A 19,437-nucleotide genomic window follows, 5' to 3' on the forward strand; every position below is an offset into this window, starting at 1 on the left:
GTCCGGTGCTTGAACACAGTGGGGACGACACAGGACCTGTTCGGGATTTGCACAAACACAGCACTATGGGCTGCGACGGAGGGAAATCAGGATGAGGGAAATTGAGTTGGCAGAGGAACGAAGTCACCTACAACGATCCGCTTCCCGACCTTCTCCCCCACCTCCAACGCCTGCCCATCCCGTTGCTTACCCTGTCTCGCCAGCCCCACCAGCCGGGGAATCAACTCCCCCTCCGGCAAGTGTTGCCAGAATCGCCCTGGCATGTGCTGCCTCAGTGCCTGCGGATTGACCCGCGCCGGGTTGAAGGTGTGCCGGTAGTAAGTGCGCCATAACTCTGCGTCCGGGTCTTCAGCATGACGCGCCCATTGCCGCCACTGCTCAGGACAATGGCGCTGATAATCCAGGACCTGACCATCGAAGCGGATGCCATCGCGAGGCGTCGCTATCAGCCAGCGTTGTCGGCCCAGCCGCTCGGCAAAATGGCCGCTCGCGCTTTCGAGGATGTCATGGGCCGGCTCGTGAAAGGCCACGAGGTCCAGTTGCAACTGCTCGGCGAGCGCTTGCGGCAAGGGTATGAAGCGTACAAACGCATGGAGGTGATGGGCCTCGCGGCTGACTTGTTTGATCCGTCGCTGAAATTCGCTGCCCAGGCGATCACCGGCGAGCATCGCCGTGCGGTCGCCATGGGCGACACGCCAGAGCACTTCGTACAACAGGCTCCAGCGTTGTTCGCCCTGGTAACGGCCGGCCTGCTCAAGCTGGGTCAACAAAGCCGCCGGCACACGGGTGGAGAACGGACCCGGACCTGGCGGCAACGGCGTCGGCATGGCCAGCAGGTCGGCCATGGGGCCTTGGCTCCAAGTCACGTCAGCGGGGTCGATGCCGTGGCCGAGCAGCTTGCGGGCCTGGTCGCGCCATATCAGGAAATCGTCCTGGCAATCCAGCGCAATCATCCCCACAACCCCATTTGCATGGGCCCTTGGGGCTCACGCAAGCGCACCCGCAGCAGGCCGCTGCGCATCTGCGCCTCGGCTGGCCGATAGTCGCTGGTGACGATGAACGGTCGCGCCTTTTCCAGCACGCAACGCAACTGCACCAGATCGTCGTAGCGGACCCGCCGTTCCCGGCGCAGCGCCACCAGGCGTTGCACACTGCGCAGGCCAATCCCTGGAATACGCGCCAACAGCGCGGGTTCGGCACGGTTGACGTCAAGGGGAAACACTTCACGGTTCGCCAGCGCCCAGGCCAGCTTGGGGTCGATGTCCAGGTCCAGGTTGCCGGCGCCACCCAGGATTTCGCCCGCCTTGTAGCCGTAGCCGCGCATGAGGAAATCAGCCTGGTACAACCGGTGTTCGCGCAATAATGGCGGCGCCGCCAACGGCACGCTGGCGGGGCTGTCGGGAATGGGGCTGAAAGCTGAATAATAGACCCGCCGCAGGCCGTACCCCTGGTAGAGCGACTCGGCGTTCTGCAGGATCGCATGATCGTCCGTGGCATCGGCCCCGACGATCACCTGGGTGCTCTGCCCGGCCGGGGCGAAGCGAGGTGCGCGCACTTCTCCAGCCACCGCTTGCTGGCCCTGGTGGATGGTGCCCATGGCCTGGCGGATCGTGACCAGTTGCTTCTCCGGTGCCAGGCGCTTGAGACTGGCCTCGCTGGGTAACTCGATGTTCACGCTGAGGCGATCGGCCAGCCGTCCGGCTTCTTCGATCAGCAGCGGATCGGCATCGGGAATGGTCTTGAGGTGGATATAGCCCCGGAACTGATGCACCTCCCGCAACAGACGCGCCACGCGCACCAGTTGCTCCATGGTGTAGTCGGCCGAGCGAATGATGCCGGAACTCAGGAACAGCCCGCTGATGCAGTTGCGACGATAGAAATCCAAAGTCAGGCGCACCACTTCCTCTGGCGTGAAGCGCGCCCTCGGCACGTTGCTGGAGCGGCGGTTGACGCAGTACTGGCAGTCGTAGAGGCAGAAATTGGTCAGCAGCACCTTGAGCAGCGAGACGCAGCGCCCATCCGGTGTGTAGCTATGACAGATGCCCATGCCGTCCGTGGCCCCCAACCCATCACGACCGCGAGAGCTGCGCTTGGGTGCACCACTGCTGGCGCAGGAGGCGTCATACTTGGCAGCGTCGGCGAGAATGCCGAGCTTGGCGATCAGTTGCATGGGAAGGCTCTCTTTACTGGTTATGCGTACAGTATTTGGAGATACAGGGCGATGCAAGCGCCATTGGTCATCGATGGGTTATAATCCGTTCATCCACACGATTTGAGGTTCAGCCCCATGGGCACTATCAGCCTTGAAACCAAGAAGGCCTACGCGGCCAGGACGCGTCGGTCCAACTATGCGGCCAGCCTGCGCCTGGAAGGCTTCAAAGTGACCTTTCCCGATGGCGAATGCAAAATGCCGACCCGTGAAGAAGTCCTGAAGACCTTCACCAAGACCAGAACCTGATGCCCGACAAATATGGAGTCGGTGAAGACGCCTATTGCTACCCGGGCTCTACCGTCCTTCGCAACAAACTCGATATCCGCGACGAACCCACCCTGAGCGAAGCCGAACAACAACTCACGGCCATCGCGGCGGACAACGTCGAATTCAACCCTCCCCCTTACGACCTGGCCTACCTCCAGAACATCCACCGACGACTTTTCTCGGATTTGTACGAGTGGGCCGGAGAACTGCGCACCGTCGGGATGGCCAAGCAAGACACACGCTTCTGCCAGCCGCAGTTCATGGAAAAAGAAGCCAGGAAAATCTTCAGCAACATGGCCGCCGCCCATTGGTTCGAAGGGCTGTCACGGGCGGACCTGATCGTTGCCGTAGCCGATGTCTATTCAGATATCAACGTTGTCCACCCCTTTCGCGAAGGCAATGGACGCGCCCAGCGCATCCTCTTCGAGCATCTCATCATGAATGCCGGGTTTGAAATCAGTTGGTGGGGCATCGAGAAGGACGAGTGGATCTTTGCAAACATTGCAGCTTACAACTGCACCCCCGGCCCCATGGAACAGGTGTTCGAGAAGTGCATTGGCCAAGCGATCCAAGCCAACGCAGGTGATACCGCGCCATGAATGGATCGCACGGACCCCATTCAAAACCGCATCGATGGATTTATTTCATCTTGAGCGTTGGTCAGCGATAAACTCGGCAACCATTGCATGCCTCGACGCTGCAGATCATCCTCAAGGACTCCAGTATGACTCTCTCGCCGTCACGCTCCCTCGTCTTCGTTTCCACTCTACTGGCCAGCACCCTATGCTTCGCCGAAGCCGAACCGGCTGACGGCAGCCTGATCAAGGACTCGACCAAAGCCGCCGTCTCATCGTTCATCACGGCGGGCAAGAACCTGTTGGGCGGTGTGAGTGAAGGTGTACTCGATGGCCGCGAATCAGCCCAGGGCACCGATGGCGCAGCGATCATTTCCTCCGGCGAACAAATGAAAGACCGGATCGGGGTCGAGGTGCTGAAACTGGAGCCCAGCGATGACAATCTCACTGTTACCCTCGGCTTCAAGAACAGCACCGACACGCAACTGCGCCTGATTAACCTCAGGCAGACGGGCGTCCTGCTGGCCATTGACCAGGCGGGTTATGCCAACAGCCTCAAAGCGATGGAAAACCCCGATGAAGTTACCGTTCCACCCAAGGCCGCCGTGCGGCAGAAGTTCATTTTCGATGGACAGAACGAACCTATCAGTTCCGTACGGGTGTGGGGCCAGGACTATCAATTGAAAAAATGATGTTATCGGACTAGAAGAGGGAGCAAGCTACTTCCTCTTCTCCCCTCTCCACATGAAACACCGACGATGAACACGATAAGAACGTTCTCCCCCAACGGAAAAGGCCGGGACTTTGTCGTAGGTGATGTCCATGGACACTTCAAACTTCTGAAGTCGCTTTTGCTTCATGCCAACTTCAATCCTGAACGGGATCGCGTTTTCTCGGTTGGCGACTTGATTGATCGCGGCCCGGACTCCCTGGACGTGATGAACTGGCTCGCAGAACCCTGGTTTCATGCGGTCCGGGGTAATCATGAACAGATGCTCATCGACTGTGTGTCCGGACGGGGAGACATTGCCAGGCATACCCGTAACGGCGGGGCCTGGCTCTATGAACTGGCAACGACAACCCAGCATGAATTGTCCAACGCCCTCCAGAAACTTCCGCTGATCATTGAAGTTGATCTGATGGGTGGAAGAAGAATCGGCATCGTGCATGCCGAAGCGCCGCTCCTACAGGACGATGACGACTGGCAGACCGCCAAAGGCGCCTTGTCCGGACATTTTGGCGAAGACAGCCGCCACCGCGCTCTGCAAACAGCCTTGTATGCCCGGGGGAAAATCGAACAACAGAATAATGACCCCATCAGGGGAATAAGTCGGCTTTATGTGGGGCACTCAACGGTATCTAGCATCACCCGCCTGGGTAATGTCGTCTACATCGACACCGGCTGTTCCTTTCACGATGGTGCGTTGAGTCTTGTAGAACTCAATGCGGACATCACAACCTGCGTGACAATGCGCCCATAGTCGCCTGCGCATGGTAGTTCTTCTCAGCAAGTTGCTTTGCGCGTTTTTTCAAGAAATAGGACTTGGTTGCTGCTTGCACGGGAAACCCTGATCAAAGATTGAGTCGGGTGCGATACTCAGCCATCAGCTTCTTATACTCAGCTATGGGTTCCTGCAGAATTTGTTCTGCTTCGATATCGGTAAGCCCCAATTCACTTACCAATACGAACTTTCGGTACCCTTTTCCGTCGGGGGCTCCTGTGTTGCTCACCGCGATCTCGGGAGCGATGCCCGCAGCGAGCATTCTAAGGATCTTCTTGCGTTGGCTGAATTTGCCAAGCACCTGTTCGCCGATTCCTTGAACGGCGAACTGTTCTTTCCAATGTTGCCCTCGTGTGAGCAACTGCTTAATGGTTTCCGTTGCTGTACGCGAGACTTGGTCAATAAAGCTCGACCTTCGCCCCCTGGCTATATCGATGTTGCTTTGCTCTTCTGGATGATCTGAGAGCGCCGACGCCATGAATTTGTCGAACAAAGCGCCGGCTTCCATTTCCGCGAATTTTTTGTGTGCAGATGCCAGGCTCATGACTTGAAAGCCGGCAAGTGCGACGTACTGCCCCCACGGAGCTAACTGGCCAAAGACGTGAGGACTGAATCCGTTGTCAATTGCAACGGGTTTCTTCTGTGCGACGAGCGTGTTTTGTTCGTGATACCACCCAACCACGCCGTCGCCCTTTCTGATCGCATACATGCGATCGAAGTTGCCTGCGAACGCATCGGCAGCAATAATTTTTCCTAGCTCGCCCTGAAATTCACCGTCGCAGATGACGGCGAGGAATTCGATCAACGCGCCCTTGCGGAGATCTTTCAGGGTGGACGCGCCCTCGACATAGTCCATCACCAGCGCGTGTGAAAACTTCCGTTGCGCTCCCATGTATGCATCGACGACAGGTCCGAATCTGTCTCGCAGCGTTTCGACCGCAGCGCTAAGGATAGGCAACTCGTTGGGTTTGAGCAGGCGTATCTTTGGTGTCCGGACTTTAGCTTTTGCCAGAATGTGCGATCCGGCCAGTGCATCTGCCGGGTTCTCCTCTTGGAACTTTACGACTACCTGTTCGCCGGCCGTGTTTCCTAGAATGAATGGCTCGCCTTTCTGGCCACCGGTCAATTTAACGATGGATTTCATGATACCGGGTGCGATTACGTCTTCTTGGAGATTCATAACTGGGTTCCTTCCAGCGGGCGCAAATTCTCGTTGTATTCTGTCGATTACACTGCCTACCCTCGCACGTACATCATAGTCAGCCCCCAAAGTTTGGGTCTTGGGCTGACCCACAGCGGAACAGGGGATAGATTTATCAACCTCGCCTCCGACCCGCGCGGCTCGCCAACAAGCGAAACACGCGGCTCAGCCTTCATCCAGAACCTCGCATACCTCATTCCTGTTAAACTGCGATACTCCGCCTCTCCATCCAGATCCCCGATGCCTCTATACCCAGCTCCCCCGCAGCCCTTGTCCCGCCGCTTCAGTGTTGCACCCATGATGGATTGGACGGATGCCCACTGCCGCTACTTCCTGCGCATCCTCTCCAAAAACGCCCTCCTCTACACCGAAATGGTCACCACCGGCGCCCTGCTCAATGGCGACCATGAACGCTTCCTGCGTCACCACGAAACCGAACACCCCCTGGCGCTCCAGTTGGGCGGCAGTGTCCCGGCGGATCTGGCCGCCTGCGCGAAGATGGCCCAGGAGCATGGCTACGACGAGGTCAACCTCAATGTCGGCTGCCCCAGCGACCGAGTGCAGAACAACATGATCGGTGCATGCCTGATGGGGCATCCGGGGTTGGTGGCCGATTGTGTGAAGGCGATGCGTGATGCGGTGTCGATCCCAGTGACGGTCAAGCATCGGATCGGGATCAACGGGCGGGACAGCTATGAGCAGTTGTGCGAGTTCGTTGGCACGGTGCGCGAGGCCGGTTGCACGAGTTTTACCGTGCATGCGCGGATCGCGATCCTGGAGGGGCTGTCACCGAAGGAGAACCGCGACATCCCACCCTTGCGGTATGACGTGGTGGCGCGGTTGAAGGCAGATTTCCCGGAGCTGGAAATCGTGCTCAACGGCGGGATCAAGACGCTCGAGGCGTGTCATGAGCATCTGCAGACCTTCGACGGTGTGATGCTGGGGCGCGAGGCGTACCATAACCCCTACCTGTTGGCCGAGGTGGATCAGCAGCTGTTCGGCAGCACCGCGCCGGTCATCAGCCGGGCCGAGGCGCTGGCGCAGTTGCGGCCCTATATCGCTCATCACCTGGCCGCTGGCGGGGCGATGCATCACATTACCCGCCACGTGCTGGGCCTGGGCAGCGGCTTTCCCGGAGCGCGGCGGTTTCGGCAACTGTTGTCGGTGGATATCCACAAGAGCAAGGATCCATTGGCGCTGCTAGATCAGGCGGCGGGGTTGCTGGAAGGGCGCTGACGGTCATTTCCGTTGAACCTGCGCGCGGTTTTGGCATCGTATCTACCGGTACCTGCCCCGCCCTTTCAAACAGCCGTTTTCAGGTTGTTGCCACCGGGGCCCATCGATCCCCGCACACGCCCTTGAGTGGCCGCCGGCCCTCGGGTAATGTCAACAGACCCATAGGACAGAGCACGCTCATGACTTCCAAGCTGGAACAACTCAAGCAATTCACTACCGTCGTGGCCGACACCGGCGACTTCGAAGCCATTGCCCGGGTCAAACCGGTAGATGCCACCACCAACCCGTCCCTGCTGCTGAAGGCCTCGGCAATACACGGCTACGCCGAGCTGTTGAACGCCTGCGTGGCGGACTGCAAGGGTGATGTGGGCCTGGCCAGCGACCGCTTCGGTGTGGCGGTCGGAGGAGAAATCCTGAAGGTGATTCCAGGACGCATTTCCACCGAAGTGGATGCGCGCCTGTCGTTCGACACCGATGCCATGCTGAAGCGTGCCCATCGCCTGGTCGAACTGTACGACAAGGCCGGCATCGGCCGTGATCGTGTGCTGATCAAGATCGCTTCCACCTGGGAAGGCATTCGCGCCGCGGAGCAGCTGGAGCGTGAAGGCATCCAATGCAACCTGACCCTGCTGTTCTCCTTCGCCCAGGCTGCGGCCTGTGCCGACGCCGGAGTGTTCCTGATTTCGCCATTCGTGGGTCGTATCTACGATTGGTACAAGAAGGCCAACGGCAACGACTACACCGGTGCCGATGATCCAGGCGTCCAGTCGGTGACACGCATCTACAACTACTACAAGGCCAATGACTACAAGACCGTGGTCATGGGCGCCAGCTTCCGTAACCTCAACCAGATCGAGCAACTGGCCGGTTGCGACCGCTTGACGGTCAGTCCGGAACTGCTGGAAAAACTCGCCGCCGACGAAGGCAAGCTGGAGCGCAAGCTGGCACCGGGGCAAACCGGTGAAGCGCGTTTGAGCCTCAATGAAGCACAGTTCCGCTGGTTGTCCAACGAGGACGCCATGGCAACCGAGAAGCTGGCGGAAGGTATCCGTCAGTTTGCCCGGGACCAGGAGAAGCTCGAGGCGTTGCTGCAAGCCAAGCTCTGAGTTGATTCAACGGTATGCAAAAGGGGGGCGAACCTTGTTGGGTTCGCCCCCCTTTTTTATGTACTGGGGAATGACTTGGCTTTGCCAAGAGATCAGTGACTGAGTAGACGCCATCGCGAGCAGGCTCGCTCCCACAAGTTTCGCGTAGTCCTCATCAACTGAGTACAGCCCAATCCCTGTGGGAGCGAGCCTGCTCGCCATGGGGCCCGCCAGGTCACCCTCGGATCAAGGCCGCTCCAGCGCGTTCACCAGATCATGGAACGCTTCACGATTGGATTCGTTCAGCCCCATGAGGATCTTGTGGGCTTCGAGCACCTTGATCCGCACTTCTTCCTCGGACTGATCCTGGTCAGGCAGGTCGTCCAGGCATTCAGGGCACGGCACCGGGTCGCCCACGATGTTGAACACCTGGTCGAACCCCATCGATTGCAGCAGACGGGTAATGTCGTTATGGGTGGTGACGACGGTGGGCAGCAGGCCGACCTTCTGCCGCGACAGGATCGACAGCTTGGCCAGCAGGCCAAGGGTGGTGCTGTCGATGCTGCGGGTTTCGGTCAGGTCGATCACGATGGCGCTGAAATTCAGCGCAGTGAAGATCCGCTCAATAGTCGCATCCAGCGCCGAACACAGCGTCAGGCGCACTTCACCGACAAACTTCAGGACAAAGGTGCCGTCCTGCTCGGCGAACTGGATTCTACCAGTACTCATCAAAGGTTCCTGCTCAACACTAACAGGGCGATATCATCCGGCATCTCCCCTAGCGTGGCTAATCCAAACACTTGGCGCAAGCCTTCCAGGCTGCCGCCCGCTGCACTTACCCGCTCAGGCAAGGCCGCTTCTTTCTCTTTGAGTGTAGGCTCTGTCAAAAGATCCAGAATGCCATCAGACATCAGCGTCAAGCTGAATACCGGCGGCAACTCCAGCACGTGGTCTTCGTAGGTCGCTTCGTTGAACAGGCCCACCGGCAAACCACGCCCTTCCAGATACCGAACACTGTCTGGCGTATACAACACAGGCAACGGCAGGTGACCGCCGATGCTATAGGTCAACAAGCCCGTCTCTTCGTCGATGACTCCACCGACCATGGTGACGTGTTTACCCAGCTTACAACTGATCAGGCCGCGGTTGATATGCCCCAGGACCTCGGAAGGCTTGAACTCCGGCAGCGTGCCGTTGCGCTTGGACTCGAACAGCAGCCGCGTGGTCATGAACTTCAGCAGCACCGTGACGAAAGCCGACGAGGCGCCATGGCCGGAGACATCCGCCAGGTAGAACGCCACGCGTCGCTCGTCGACCCGGAAATAGTCGACGAAATCCCCCGACAGGTACAACGACGGGATGATCTGGTGGGCAAAACGGAAATCGTCGACGGCCCAGGGGCTGACGGGCAGCATGTTCATCTGCACCTGACGCCCGGCGTTCTGGTCTTCCTGCAACAGGTTGAGGCTGGCTTCCAGCTCGCGGTTGGCGGTTTCCAGCTTTTCCCGATAGCGCTGGTTCTCCACTAACAGTCGCGAACGGTCCAGGGCTCGGCGCACCGAGTGCTCGAGCACCGCCAGGTCTTCGAGGGGCTTGATCAGGTAATCCGCCGCGCCCAGGCGCAATGCCTCGACCGCATCATTCATCACGCCCGCACCCGACACCACGATGACCGGGGTCTGCGAGGAGATCTCAGTGACCTGGCGAATGAGTTCCAGCCCGCCCATCTGCGGCATGCGCAGGTCGCAGATAACCAGGTCGGGCTTGTCTTGCTCGAATACCTGAAGACCCTGTTGGCCGTTGCTGGCCTGCAGGACGCTGAAACCACTGTCTTCCAAGTAGGCTGCGAGACTGGCTCGCACCACTTCGTCATCATCGATTATCAGCAGCGTGGCACTGGTTTTTGGCATGTGGGCAAACGGCGCCAGAATTAGGTTGGCGTAGTCGGCTGGGCCATTCTGGCCTCGCACGCACTACTGGATTCGCTTTCTAGCCTCTCTGTCGTACCGGCTTCAGACCTTTGCCCTACACACGATTACATCAGAGGTGCCCTTCTAAGGCGCAGACGGTACTCCCATCCGCGGGGCGTTTCAAGCTCATGCGGATAGCCGCTTGCCGTCTTTATTTGTCAAAGTACAGAGAGTTATAAGAACCGAGCGAAGCGTAACTCAATGGAAGGATAAACCGGCTGGACAACGCGTAAAAACGCGGAAGGCGGCCTCCAGGGCCGCCTTCCGTTCGTCTCTGGGTCGAATCAGAAATCGTCTTCGACCTGGCCATCCTTGACTTTGAACTCGCGGTTCTGCAGGTAGGCATTGCGGATGAACACGTACTTGTCGCCGCTCACCAGTTTCTCGGCCGACAACAGGCTGGCGCGGGTATCGACGACGTTCAGGCCGAAAATCGAGTTACGCACCGACACATCGTCGATGTAGGGATAAGGCGTGGTGTAGTTGTCGACGAACTTGGCCGGCGCATCCCGCAGCGTGCTTGGCCCCAGCAACGGCAGCATCACGTAAGGGCCGCTGCCCACGCCCCAATAGCCGAGGGTTTGGCCGAAATCTTCATCGCTACGCTGCAGGCCCATCTTGGTGCCGACGTCGAAGAAGCCCAGCAAGCCGAACGTGGTGTTGAAGATCAACCGGGCCGTGTCGACCCCGGCAGCGGCCGGCTTGGCCTGCAACAGGTCGTTGGCCAGGTTGCCCACGTCGCCGATGTTGCGGAACATGTTGTGGATGCCGTCTTCAAGGAACTGCGGCGTCACGTATTGATAACCCTGGGCCAGCGGCTTGAGCGCGTAGGTATCAACGGTATCGTTGAAGGTGAAGATCGGACGGTTGATGCTTTCCCATGGATCTTCTTCCGTCGCGGCCTGAGTGGCGAACGGCACCAGCAGCACACTGGCGGAAAGAAACAGCTGAGCTAGGCGATGGCTCCAGCGCATAAGGGAAAACTCCTTGGTTTATTCGGGCAAGGGCGCCGAGCCCAGGCGGTAGATGGCGGGTAGTATAAGGTGGAAAACGTCGCGAGGCAGCATGGAAAAGAAGCTGCTCGTAGGACATTTCCACAAGCTACCCCTTTCATTTCCCTGTCACCGGCCTGTCATTGAAACACGTTAGGCTCGGCTTATTTCAAGGACGATTCCAATGCCCCGCGCCGAAGCCCTGCCCCTTCCCGCTCCCAGCCTCACCGCCGTACTGTTTGGCCTTAGCGGATGCCTGGTGGATTTCGGAGCGCGGGTTCGCCACCCGGGAACAACACCCGCCGATCACGCACAGCCGACACCTGGCGCCCTCGAAAGCCTGCGGCACCTGCAACTTCAGGAAGTCCCCTGCGCCTGGCTCGATGAACTGCCGCCTGCCGTCAGTCATGGCCTGGCCGCGTCGTTGCCGGCATGGATCAAATCTCCGCAACTTCCTGCAACAAATAATCCATGGCCAGCCCCTCATGCCTGCTGGCAGGCACTGATGGCGCTGAACGTCCAGCAATTGGACGGATGCGTGCTGGTCAGCGGTGAACCCCGTCTGCTGCAGTCAGGGCTCAACGCCGGCCTGTGGACTATCGGACTGGCCTCCTGCGGCTCGCTGTGTGGCCTGACACCCAGCGAATGGCAAGCCCTGAGCCAACAGCAGCGGGAAATGAGGCGCGCCAAGGCCACGGTGCAGCTGTTCAGCCTGGGGGTGCATTCGGTCATCGATCATCTTGGCGAACTGGATACCTGCCTGGCGGATATCAGCCTGCGTCGGCTCAAGGGCGAGAAGCCCTGACCGGGATCATGCAGGGAACGCGGGGGTGGATTACTCTTAGGGCAAGCCATGGACTTTTGACGCACTGTCGCGGTCCATGGCTGTGCCTATCAATGAAGGGAGTACGCCAATGCCTGCCCGCCGCGAACTGCAAGCACAACTCGATACCCTGCGCGAGCAATTGGACCAGAACCCGCCGCTGTCCGAGTCAGAGCGCGAGAATCTGCATCAGCTGATGGCTCAGATCGAGGCTGAGATCCAACTGGAAAATCAGCTTCAGGACAGCAACCTGGTCGACGGCGTGAACCTTGCCGTGGAACGCTTCGAACTGGAACATCCAGCCATTGCCGGGGCATTGCGCAATATTGTCCAGACGCTGGGCAATATCGGGATCTGAAACACTCGGACAAAAAAGCCCCGTTCCATCAATGGCGGGGCTTTCTTATAGCTGCGGCCTGAAATGCCACCGTTGTGGGAGCGAGCCTGCTCGCGAAGACGGCGGCAGATCCAACCTCAATGTTGCCTGATCCGTCGCTATCGCGAGCAGGCTCGCTCCCACAGGGACTGCCGTTCTGTCGGAGCGCTATTTACTGACGAACCAGGCGATGGTTCGGCAGTTGCACGCTTTCAGTGCTGCGGTAGGGGTTGATGTCCAGCCCGCCACGCCGGACATACCGCGCGTACACCGTCAACTTCTCCGGCTTGAGCAAGCGCTTCAGGTCGAGAAAGATCCGCTCAACGCATTGCTCATGGAAATCCGAATGCTGGCGGAAGCTGACGATGTACGCCAGCAGGCTGGCCGGGTCCAGCGCCGCGCCGCGGTACTCCACGACAACGCTGCCCCAATCCGGCTGGCTGGTCACCGGGCAGTTCGATTTGAGCAAGTGGCTGTGCAGGCTTTCTTCGACGATGCGCGACTCATCGCATTGCAGCAGTTCCGGACGGGGATGCGCATAGGAGTCGACGCTGATATCCAGGTCGTCGATGCAGACGCCGGGCAGCGCCACGACGCCCTCTTGTTCCACGTCCTTGAGGCTGCGAACCCGCACCTGCACTGGTTTTCCCGCCGCCGCCGAGAGATCCTGGCGCAGCGTCGCTTCCAGGCTCGCGGTATCGGCGAACGGGGTCTGGTTCAGGGAGTTGAGGTACAGCTTGAACGACTTGGACTCGATGATGTTCGGTGAGTCCGCCGGGATGGCGAATTCGCCGATCGCCACCACCGGCTTGCCGGACGGCAACAGCCACGACAGTTCGAAACAGTTCCAGAAGTCCACGCCCTTGTACGGCAGGGTGTCGGCCGTCAGGCCCAGCTCAGCCCATTTTGCGGTGCGCGGGATCGGGAACAGCAGTGACGGCGTGTACGTGGCGATGTATTCGCTGGATTTGCCCAGCGGCGAATGTTCGGCTGCGGGATGCATGACGGAAACCTGACTGAAGAATCAGCGGATTCTATCAGCCTTTGCCCAAGCCTTTGAGTGCTTACTGTCTGACGGTCAGGTCACCCTTCATCCCCGCCTGGTAATGACCGGGGATATTGCAGGCGAACTCCAGGCGCGTGGCCTTGCTGAACGTCCAGGTCAGCTCGGCGGTCTTGCCCGGCTCCACCAACACGCTGTTGGGATCATCATGGCTCATACCGGCCATGTCATGGTCCATCGAACCATGGTCCATCCCAGTCGGCATCAACTGTCCGCTCTGCTGCATCTTGAGCATTTCCTGTTGGTGCTCGGCGTGCATCGCTGCATCGCCGAGATTGAATTCGTGCAGCAACCGGCCCTTGTTGATCAACACGAACCGCACGGTTTCGCCGGCCTTGATGTCGAGCGTACGTTGATCGAAGGTCATGTCTCCCATCACCACATCAATGCTGCGACTGGCCTTGACCGCCGGTGCAGGCTGGCCGAAATCGAAATGCTGGCCCGGCGACGCCCACGACGACGTACTGAAGGCCAGCGCACAAGCAGCCAGGATCAAATGTTTTCCCATCAACATGTCCATACTCCAACCGGATAATATTCGACCTGCGCAAACTCTATCCCGGTGCGGCTGCCAGTCGACTGACAGCCTGATTACAACTTTGTCAGCTTGCGCCACAGCGGTGCCTGCCGCGGTATAACCCCGTGCCGAAACCTGTCCTGAGCCGCCTATGAAACTGTTGATCGTCGAAGACCAAACGAAAACCGGCCAATACCTGCGCCAGGGTCTGGGCGAAGCCGGGTTCAATGCCGACCTGGTGACCGATGGCATCAGCGGCCAGCAACTGGCCCTGAGCGGTGATTACGCCTTGCTGATCCTCGACGTGATGCTGCCCGGCCGCGACGGCTGGCAGATTCTGCAAGCGGTTCGCGCAGCGGGACTGGATACCCCCGTGCTGTTCCTGACGGCGCGGGACGCGGTGCAGGATCGGGTACACGGCCTGGAACTGGGTGCCGACGATTATCTGGTCAAGCCCTTCGCTTTTTCCGAGTTGCTGGCACGGGTCCGCAGCCTGTTGCGCCGGGGCGGGTCGACACCCCAGGAGACCAGCCTGCAACTGGCGGACCTGCGCCTGGACCTGATCCGTCGCCGCGTCGAACGCAGCGGCCGGCGCATCGACCTCACCGCCAAGGAGTTCGCCTTGCTGGAAATGCTCCTGCGCCGCCAGGGCGAGGTACTGCCCAAGTCCTTGATCGCCTCCCAGGTCTGGGACATGAATTTCGACAGCGACACCAACGTCATCGAAGTCGCGATCCGGCGGCTGCGGCTCAAGATCGACGATGAATTTCCCAGCAAGCTCATCCACACCGTGCGGGGCATGGGATACGTGCTCGAAGAGCGCAGCCTGTGAAGGGCCGGTGGTCGTTGAGCAGCCGGCTGGCGCTGCTGTTCGCCGCCTGCACCGCCGTGGTGTCCTTGTTTGCCGGGATATTGTTCAGCCGCGCCAGCGAGGCGCACTTCATCGAGTTGGACCAGCAGTTGCTGGAGGGCAAGCTGATCGGCCTGCGCCGCACCCTTCAGGATCTCGATGCCGAGCAAACCCAGCGCCGCCTGGAAGATGAACTGAGCCGACAGGCCGACCTGGCCCTGCGCATCAAAGGCAGCGACGGCGTGCGCTGGTACGACAGCTCCATCCAGATTCCGGCCCAACTGCCCGAGACCCCTGGCCTATTCACCCTCAGCGATACCGACACCGATTACCGAATCCTGAACGCAACGCTGTACCCCGACCGCCCGGACTCCCCGCAACTGACGCTGCTGCTGGACATCACCCATCATCAGCATTTCCTGCAACGCATGCAGCGCCTGATCTGGCTGACCGTCGGCCTGTCGGCCCTGGCAACCGCCCTTCTCGGCGCCTGGGTTGCCCGACGCGGTTTGCAGCCGCTCCGCCGCATGGGCGCCATCGCAGGCGGGGTTTCGGCGCGCTCACTCAACGCCCGGCTGCCCGAAGACCACATGCCGGCGGAGCTGGCGGAATTGGCCCACAGCATCAACGCCATGCTCGGACGCCTCGATGACGCTTTTCAACGACTTTCGGCGTTCTCCGCCGACATTGCCCATGAACTGCGCACGCCGCTGTCGAACCTGCTGACCCACACCCAGGTCACCCTCACCCGCGAGCGTACGCTTGAGGAGTATCGCGAGACATTGCACAGCAATCTCGAAGAGCTGCAGTGGATGGCCCAACTGGTCAACGACATGCTCTACCTGGCCAAGGCCGACCATGGCCTGCTGGCGCCCCACCGCGAACCGCTGGAGCTGGCGCAGGAAGTGGATGTGCTGCTGGAGTTTTTCGCACCGCTGGCCGAAGACGCCCAGGTCCGCTTGAACCGCGAGGGCAGCGGTCGTCTGGAGGGGGATCGCGGCATGTTGCGCCGGGCCCTGTCTAATCTGCTGGACAATGCCCTGCGCTTTACTCCCCGGGGCGGTGAAGTGCGGGTGCAAATTGTCGAGACGACCCAGGCCTTGAGCGTAAGCGTGGCGAACAGCGGCGGCGACATCCCGGCAGACTTGCTGCCGCGCCTGTTCGACCGCTTCTACCGCGCCGACCCGGCCCGCCGGGAAGGCAGCAGCGAACATGCGGGCCTGGGCCTGGCGATCACCCGCTCGATCATCCGCGCCCATGGCGGAGAGATCCGATGTGAATCAGCCGAGGGCTGGACGCGGTTCGTGATTGAGTTGCCGAAAGAAGGTTGAGCCGAACGCCAACCCTGTGGCGAGGGAGCTTGTTCCCGCTCGAGTGCGTAGCGCTCGCCGTTTTTTTGGAAGGGGCCGCTACGCAGCCGTCGCCCTCGTTCGAGGGAGCGGACAGCAAGCTCCCTCGCCACAGGGGGCCGCGCTGACCTTACGAATACCGCAACGCCTGCGCCGGCTCGATCTTCGCCGCGCGCCACGCCGGGTAGACGGTGGCCAGGAAGCTCAGGATGAAGCCAGCGGCGCAGATCAGCACCACGTCGCCGCGCTGAAGCTCCGACGGCAGGTTGCTGACGAAGTACACGTCGGAACTGAAGATGTGCTGGCCGGTGACCCGCTCCAGCCACCCCACCAGCTCACTGACGTTCAGTGCCGCAATCACCCCCAGCACCCCGCCGATCACCGTGCCGACGATACCGATCACCGTGCCCTGGACCATGAAGATCGCCATGATCTGCCGCGGCGTGGCGCCGATGGTGCGCAGGATCGCAATGTCCGCACCCTTGTCGTTCACCACCATGATCAGCGTGGCGATGATGTTGAACGCCGCCACTGCGACGATCATCAGCAACAGCAGGCCGATCATGGTCTTTTCCATTTTCATGGCACTGAACAGACTGCCCTGGGTGTGGGTCCAGTCGTCGGCCTTGTAGTCCGCGCCCAGACCGGTGGCGATATCACCGGACACCTTCGGTGCCGCGTACAGGTCCTTCACCGCCAGGCGCACGCTCTGCACCTGGTTAGGCTGCCAGTGCTGCATCTGCGCGGCGTCGGCCAGATGGATCAGGGCCATGGAGCCATCCAGCTCGGCGCCGACCTTGAACACACCGACCACATTCAGCCGCTGCATCCGCGGCGTGATACCGCCCGGCGCGGAGCTGACTTCCGGCACGATCAGGGTCAGCTTGTCGCCGACGTTCAGGCGGAAGCGCCGGGCGGTGATTTCACCGATCACCACGCCAAACTCACCCGGCTTCAAGGCATCGAGACGGCCCTGGACGATATGCTGGGCGACGATGGACACCTTGCCTTCCTGGGCCGGATCGACACCGCTGATCTGGATCGGCTGCATCGAGCCTTTATAGCTCAGCATGCCTTCCATCTCGGTGAACGGCACGGCGGCGGTCACTTCGGGATTTTTCAGCGCGGCGGCGGCCACTGGCTGCCAATCGTCGATCGGATTGACCCCGACGATGGTGGCATGGGGCACCATGCCGAGGATGCGCGAGCTCATTTCGCGCTGGAAGCCGTTCATCACCGACAGCACCACGATCATCGCCAGCACACCCAGGGCGAGGCCGATCATCGAGGTCATGGAGATGAACGAAACAAAGCGATTGCGGCGCTTTGCGCGGGTATAGCGCGTGCCGATGAAGATCGATAACGGTCTGAACATTCGCGGAGCACCGTAGAAAAATTAAAGACCCGGCGCGTATCAAAAGCGCCGGGTTGCGGGCGGTCAGATGGGCGTCAGGCAACCTTCCTGCAAATGCAGGACGCGGTCCATCTGCCGGGCCAGGTTCATGTCGTGGGTCACCACCAGGAACGCGGTGCGCATCGAGGTGCTGAGCTCGAGCATCAGGTCCTGGATGCCCTGGGCGGTGTGGGAGTCGAGGTTGCCGGTCGGCTCGTCGAGCATCACCAGGCCAGGCTTGTTGACCAGGGCCCGGGCGATCGCCACCCGCTGGCGCTCGCCACCGGACAATTCCGCCGGCTTGTGCTCCAGGCGATGACCCAGCCCTACCCGCTCCAGCAACGCGGTAGCGCGCTGGCGGGCCTCTGGAATCGCGGTGCGGCCGATCAACAGCGGCATGCAGACGTTTTCCAGGGCGGTGAACTCGGGCAGCAAATGGTGGAACTGGTAGACGAAGCCCAGGGAGCGGTTGCGCAACAGGCCACGGCCCTTCTCGTTCAGCGCCGAGAGTTCTTCCCCCGCCAGCCAGACACTGCCGGCGGTCGGCGTATCGAGGCCGCCCAGCAGGTTGAGCAAGGTACTTTTGCCAGAACCGGAGGTACCGACAATCGCCACCCGCTCACCCGGATGCAGCTCCAGTTGCAGGCCCGACAACACCACCACCGACTCCGGGCCTTCCTCGTAGGATTTGCCCAGGTTGCGGCAGCTCAAGATCGCTTTTTCACTCATGCCCGACTCACTCATAACGTAACGCCTCCGCAGGCTGGGTGCGCGCGGCACGCCAGGCTGGATACAGGGTGGCGAGGAAACTCAGGATCAACGCGGCGCCGCAGACCATCAACACATCGTCGGCCTGCAGTTGCGATGGCAGGTAGTCGATGAAATACACGTCGGCGTTGAGAAACTTGTGCCCGATCAGGCCTTCCAGGGCGGCAATCGCGGCGCTGACGTTCAGCGCGGCGAACATCCCGACCAGGGCGCCGACCAGCGTACCGATCACGCCGATAACGGTACCCTGGACCATGAAGATGCGCATGATCTGTCCCGGCGTGGCGCCCAGGGTTCGCAGGATGGCGATATCACCCTTCTTGTCATTCACCACCATCACCAGCGTGGAAATGATGTTGAACGCGGCGACGGCGACGATCAGCAGCAACAGCAGGCCGATCATGGCTTTTTCCATGCGGATCGCCTGGTACAGGTTGCCGTGGGTGCGGGTCCAGTCCCGGGCGTAGTAACGGTCTTCACCGAGCTGCTGGGCGATGGCCCACGCCGCACGCGGCGCCTGGAACAGGTCGTCGAACTTCAGCCGCAACCCCTGGACCTGATCCGGCTTCCAGCGATGCAGGCGCGCCAGGTCCTGGAGGTTGGTAACGCCCAGGTAGCCGTCCAGCTCCCCGGCGCCGACATGGAAGATACCGACCACGGTGAAGCGCTTCATGCGCGGGAACACGCCGCCCGGGGTCACGGTGACTTCCGGCGCGACGAAGGTCAGCTTGTCGCCAATGGCCACGCCCAGCTTGGTCGCGGCCTTGTCGCCGATCACGATGCCGAAACTGCCCGGCGCCAGGTCGTCGAGCCGGCCCTGCTGCATGAAGTTGTCGATGATCGACACCTGCCGCTCGAGCCCGGGGTCGATGCCGTTGAGCAGGACCTTGGACACCTTGCCGTCGTTGGTCAGCAATCCCTGCATCTGGGTGAACGGCGCGACGGCCAGCACCTGCGGGTTCTGCTTGACCTTGGCGGCCAGGCTCGGCCAGTCGCTGATGGCTTCGCCGGATTCGACGGTGGCGTGGGGCACCATGCCCAGCACGCGGGTGCGCATTTCATGGTCGAAGCCGTTCATCACCGACAACACGACGATCATCACGACCACGCCAAGGGCCAGCCCGATGATGGATGTCAGGGAAATGAACGATACGAAATGATTGCGACGTTTTGCACGGGTATAACGCGTGCCGATGAATACGAAGAGAGGTCTGAACATGTCGGGGCTTGTTCGGAGGGAAAAGGAACGTCCTTGTGG

The 19,437-nt window shown here is 60.5% G+C and carries 21 protein-coding genes; 10 read left to right on the forward strand and 11 right to left on the reverse strand.

Translation table 11 applies throughout. The features are described from left to right. Nucleotides 1-86: 86 nt before the first annotated feature. Nucleotides 87-953 (reverse strand): TIGR03915 family putative DNA repair protein, encoded by an 867-nt coding sequence (locus N005_RS25930; RefSeq protein WP_052126477.1) that lies wholly within the window; start codon nt 951-953, stop codon nt 87-89. After that, nucleotides 950-2,170: a putative DNA modification/repair radical SAM protein gene (locus N005_RS25935; RefSeq protein ID WP_047703790.1), complete on the reverse strand. Its 1,221-nt coding sequence runs from the start codon at nt 2,168-2,170 to the stop codon at nt 950-952. Before N005_RS25935 ends, N005_RS25930 begins: the two co-directional genes overlap by 4 nt. Before the next feature lie 117 nt (nt 2,171-2,287). On the opposite strand from N005_RS25935, the gene N005_RS29265 reads away from it, so the two are divergent. The 4 genes from N005_RS29265 to N005_RS25950 all read left to right on the forward strand — a co-directional run bounded on the left by N005_RS29265 (nt 2,288) and on the right by N005_RS25950 (nt 4,535). Next, nucleotides 2,288-2,458, forward strand: coding sequence for a YhfG family protein (locus tag N005_RS29265; RefSeq protein WP_144402727.1), 171 nt, complete (start codon nt 2,288-2,290; stop codon nt 2,456-2,458). Further along, nucleotides 2,458-3,078 (forward strand): putative adenosine monophosphate-protein transferase Fic, encoded by a 621-nt coding sequence (locus tag N005_RS25940; RefSeq protein ID WP_047703791.1) that lies wholly within the window; start codon nt 2,458-2,460, stop codon nt 3,076-3,078. The genes N005_RS29265 and N005_RS25940 overlap by 1 nt, the downstream gene beginning before the upstream one ends. A 125-nt stretch (nt 3,079-3,203) precedes the next feature. Continuing rightward, nucleotides 3,204-3,746: a hypothetical protein gene (locus tag N005_RS25945; RefSeq protein ID WP_047704172.1), complete on the forward strand. Its 543-nt coding sequence runs from the start codon at nt 3,204-3,206 to the stop codon at nt 3,744-3,746. Between the two features lie 66 nt (nt 3,747-3,812). Then, nucleotides 3,813-4,535, forward strand: a complete 723-nt coding sequence (locus tag N005_RS25950) for a metallophosphoesterase (protein WP_047703792.1) — start codon at nt 3,813-3,815, stop codon at nt 4,533-4,535. Between the two features lie 91 nt (nt 4,536-4,626). On the opposite strand, the gene N005_RS25955 is transcribed toward N005_RS25950, so the two are convergent. Further along, the gene (locus N005_RS25955; protein WP_047703793.1) at nt 4,627-5,736 is read right to left on the reverse strand and encodes a protein kinase family protein; all 1,110 of its coding nucleotides are present in this window, start codon (nt 5,734-5,736) and stop codon (nt 4,627-4,629) included. 261 nt (nt 5,737-5,997) lie between these two features. Between N005_RS25955 and dusA the strand changes: the two genes are divergently transcribed. Together dusA and tal are read left to right on the forward strand one after the other, a co-directional pair. Continuing rightward, a complete protein-coding gene (gene dusA, locus N005_RS25965) occupies nt 5,998-6,993 on the forward strand; it encodes a tRNA dihydrouridine(20/20a) synthase DusA (protein ID WP_081993359.1) in 996 nt (331 codons plus the stop codon). Nucleotides 6,994-7,172: 179 nt separating this feature from the next. Then, nucleotides 7,173-8,099 (forward strand): transaldolase, encoded by a 927-nt coding sequence (tal, locus tag N005_RS25970; RefSeq protein ID WP_047703796.1) that lies wholly within the window; start codon nt 7,173-7,175, stop codon nt 8,097-8,099. 225 nt (nt 8,100-8,324) lie between these two features. Here tal and rssC read toward each other — a convergent pair whose 3' ends face one another. The 3 genes from rssC to N005_RS25990 form a co-directional block, all read right to left on the reverse strand. Then, nucleotides 8,325-8,807 carry an anti-sigma factor antagonist RssC gene (gene rssC, locus N005_RS25980; RefSeq protein ID WP_041021915.1) on the reverse strand — a complete coding sequence of 161 codons (483 nt, stop codon included), beginning with the start codon at nt 8,805-8,807 and terminating at the stop codon, nt 8,325-8,327. Beyond that, nucleotides 8,807-9,988, reverse strand: coding sequence for a two-component system response regulator RssB (gene rssB, locus N005_RS25985; RefSeq protein WP_041021914.1), 1,182 nt, complete (start codon nt 9,986-9,988; stop codon nt 8,807-8,809). Before rssB ends, rssC begins: the two co-directional genes overlap by 1 nt. Before the next feature lie 344 nt (nt 9,989-10,332). Beyond that, nucleotides 10,333-11,022 carry an MlaA family lipoprotein gene (locus tag N005_RS25990; RefSeq protein ID WP_047703798.1) on the reverse strand — a complete coding sequence of 230 codons (690 nt, stop codon included), beginning with the start codon at nt 11,020-11,022 and terminating at the stop codon, nt 10,333-10,335. Nucleotides 11,023-11,224: 202 nt separating this feature from the next. Here N005_RS25990 and pcrP point away from each other — a divergent pair, with 202 nt between their 5' ends. Both pcrP and N005_RS26000 read left to right on the forward strand, forming a co-directional pair. Then, nucleotides 11,225-11,845: an HAD superfamily inactivated hydrolase PcrP gene (gene pcrP, locus N005_RS25995; RefSeq protein ID WP_047703799.1), complete on the forward strand. Its 621-nt coding sequence runs from the start codon at nt 11,225-11,227 to the stop codon at nt 11,843-11,845. A gap of 109 nt (nt 11,846-11,954) precedes the next feature. After that, complete coding sequence (locus tag N005_RS26000) at nt 11,955-12,221, forward strand: DUF4404 family protein (RefSeq protein ID WP_047703800.1); 267 nt, start codon at nt 11,955-11,957, stop codon at nt 12,219-12,221. Between the two features lie 190 nt (nt 12,222-12,411). Here N005_RS26000 and queF read toward each other — a convergent pair whose 3' ends face one another. Both queF and copI read right to left on the reverse strand, forming a co-directional pair. After that, a complete protein-coding gene (queF, locus tag N005_RS26005) occupies nt 12,412-13,242 on the reverse strand; it encodes an NADPH-dependent 7-cyano-7-deazaguanine reductase QueF (RefSeq protein WP_047703801.1) in 831 nt (276 codons plus the stop codon). A 61-nt stretch (nt 13,243-13,303) separates the two neighbouring features. Further along, complete coding sequence (copI, locus tag N005_RS26010; protein ID WP_047703802.1) at nt 13,304-13,816, reverse strand: copper-resistant cuproprotein CopI; 513 nt, start codon at nt 13,814-13,816, stop codon at nt 13,304-13,306. 154 nt (nt 13,817-13,970) lie between these two features. Here copI and N005_RS26015 point away from each other — a divergent pair, with 154 nt between their 5' ends. Continuing rightward, a complete protein-coding gene (locus tag N005_RS26015; protein WP_047703803.1) occupies nt 13,971-14,651 on the forward strand; it encodes a heavy metal response regulator transcription factor in 681 nt (226 codons plus the stop codon). Beyond that, on the forward strand, nt 14,648-16,000 hold the full coding sequence (locus tag N005_RS26020; protein WP_047703804.1) for a heavy metal sensor histidine kinase: 1,353 nt from the start codon (nt 14,648-14,650) through the stop codon (nt 15,998-16,000). Before N005_RS26015 ends, N005_RS26020 begins: the two co-directional genes overlap by 4 nt. 148 nt (nt 16,001-16,148) lie before the next feature. Here N005_RS26020 and N005_RS26025 read toward each other — a convergent pair whose 3' ends face one another. The 3 genes from N005_RS26025 to N005_RS26035 form a co-directional block, all read right to left on the reverse strand. Next, nucleotides 16,149-17,393 carry a lipoprotein-releasing ABC transporter permease subunit gene (locus N005_RS26025; protein WP_047703805.1) on the reverse strand — a complete coding sequence of 415 codons (1,245 nt, stop codon included), beginning with the start codon at nt 17,391-17,393 and terminating at the stop codon, nt 16,149-16,151. Nucleotides 17,394-17,456: 63 nt separating this feature from the next. Further along, complete coding sequence (lolD, locus tag N005_RS26030) at nt 17,457-18,140, reverse strand: lipoprotein-releasing ABC transporter ATP-binding protein LolD (RefSeq protein WP_162843613.1); 684 nt, start codon at nt 18,138-18,140, stop codon at nt 17,457-17,459. Between the two features lie 7 nt (nt 18,141-18,147). Continuing rightward, a complete protein-coding gene (locus tag N005_RS26035) occupies nt 18,148-19,398 on the reverse strand; it encodes a lipoprotein-releasing ABC transporter permease subunit (protein WP_047703807.1) in 1,251 nt (416 codons plus the stop codon). Nucleotides 19,399-19,437: the final 39 nt, after the last annotated feature.

It is taken from the genome of Pseudomonas mediterranea CFBP 5447 (assembly GCF_000774145.1).
GTDB lineage: Bacteria > Pseudomonadota > Gammaproteobacteria > Pseudomonadales > Pseudomonadaceae > Aquipseudomonas > Aquipseudomonas mediterranea.

Coding starts and splice junctions, on each gene's coding strand:
- N005_RS25990 (WP_047703798.1), bottom strand. CDS start 11,022: ATGCGCTGGAGCCATCGCCTAGCTCAGCTGTTTCTTTCCGCCAGTGTG.
- N005_RS25930 (WP_052126477.1), bottom strand. CDS start 953: ATGATTGCGCTGGATTGCCAGGACGATTTCCTGATATGGCGCGACCAG.
- tal (WP_047703796.1), top strand. CDS start 7,173: ATGACTTCCAAGCTGGAACAACTCAAGCAATTCACTACCGTCGTGGCC.
- N005_RS25935 (WP_047703790.1), bottom strand. CDS start 2,170: ATGCAACTGATCGCCAAGCTCGGCATTCTCGCCGACGCTGCCAAGTAT.
- N005_RS25950 (WP_047703792.1), top strand. CDS start 3,813: ATGAACACGATAAGAACGTTCTCCCCCAACGGAAAAGGCCGGGACTTT.
- pcrP (WP_047703799.1), top strand. CDS start 11,225: ATGCCCCGCGCCGAAGCCCTGCCCCTTCCCGCTCCCAGCCTCACCGCC.
- rssC (WP_041021915.1), bottom strand. CDS start 8,807: ATGAGTACTGGTAGAATCCAGTTCGCCGAGCAGGACGGCACCTTTGTC.
- dusA (WP_081993359.1), top strand. CDS start 5,998: ATGCCTCTATACCCAGCTCCCCCGCAGCCCTTGTCCCGCCGCTTCAGT.
- lolD (WP_162843613.1), bottom strand. CDS start 18,140: ATGAGTGAAAAAGCGATCTTGAGCTGCCGCAACCTGGGCAAATCCTAC.
- queF (WP_047703801.1), bottom strand. CDS start 13,242: ATGCATCCCGCAGCCGAACATTCGCCGCTGGGCAAATCCAGCGAATAC.
- N005_RS25955 (WP_047703793.1), bottom strand. CDS start 5,736: ATGAATCTCCAAGAAGACGTAATCGCACCCGGTATCATGAAATCCATC.
- N005_RS26000 (WP_047703800.1), top strand. CDS start 11,955: ATGCCTGCCCGCCGCGAACTGCAAGCACAACTCGATACCCTGCGCGAG.
- rssB (WP_041021914.1), bottom strand. CDS start 9,988: ATGCCAAAAACCAGTGCCACGCTGCTGATAATCGATGATGACGAAGTG.
- N005_RS25945 (WP_047704172.1), top strand. CDS start 3,204: ATGACTCTCTCGCCGTCACGCTCCCTCGTCTTCGTTTCCACTCTACTG.
- N005_RS26035 (WP_047703807.1), bottom strand. CDS start 19,398: ATGTTCAGACCTCTCTTCGTATTCATCGGCACGCGTTATACCCGTGCA.
- N005_RS25940 (WP_047703791.1), top strand. CDS start 2,458: ATGCCCGACAAATATGGAGTCGGTGAAGACGCCTATTGCTACCCGGGC.
- N005_RS29265 (WP_144402727.1), top strand. CDS start 2,288: ATGGGCACTATCAGCCTTGAAACCAAGAAGGCCTACGCGGCCAGGACG.
- copI (WP_047703802.1), bottom strand. CDS start 13,816: ATGTTGATGGGAAAACATTTGATCCTGGCTGCTTGTGCGCTGGCCTTC.
- N005_RS26015 (WP_047703803.1), top strand. CDS start 13,971: ATGAAACTGTTGATCGTCGAAGACCAAACGAAAACCGGCCAATACCTG.
- N005_RS26025 (WP_047703805.1), bottom strand. CDS start 17,393: ATGTTCAGACCGTTATCGATCTTCATCGGCACGCGCTATACCCGCGCA.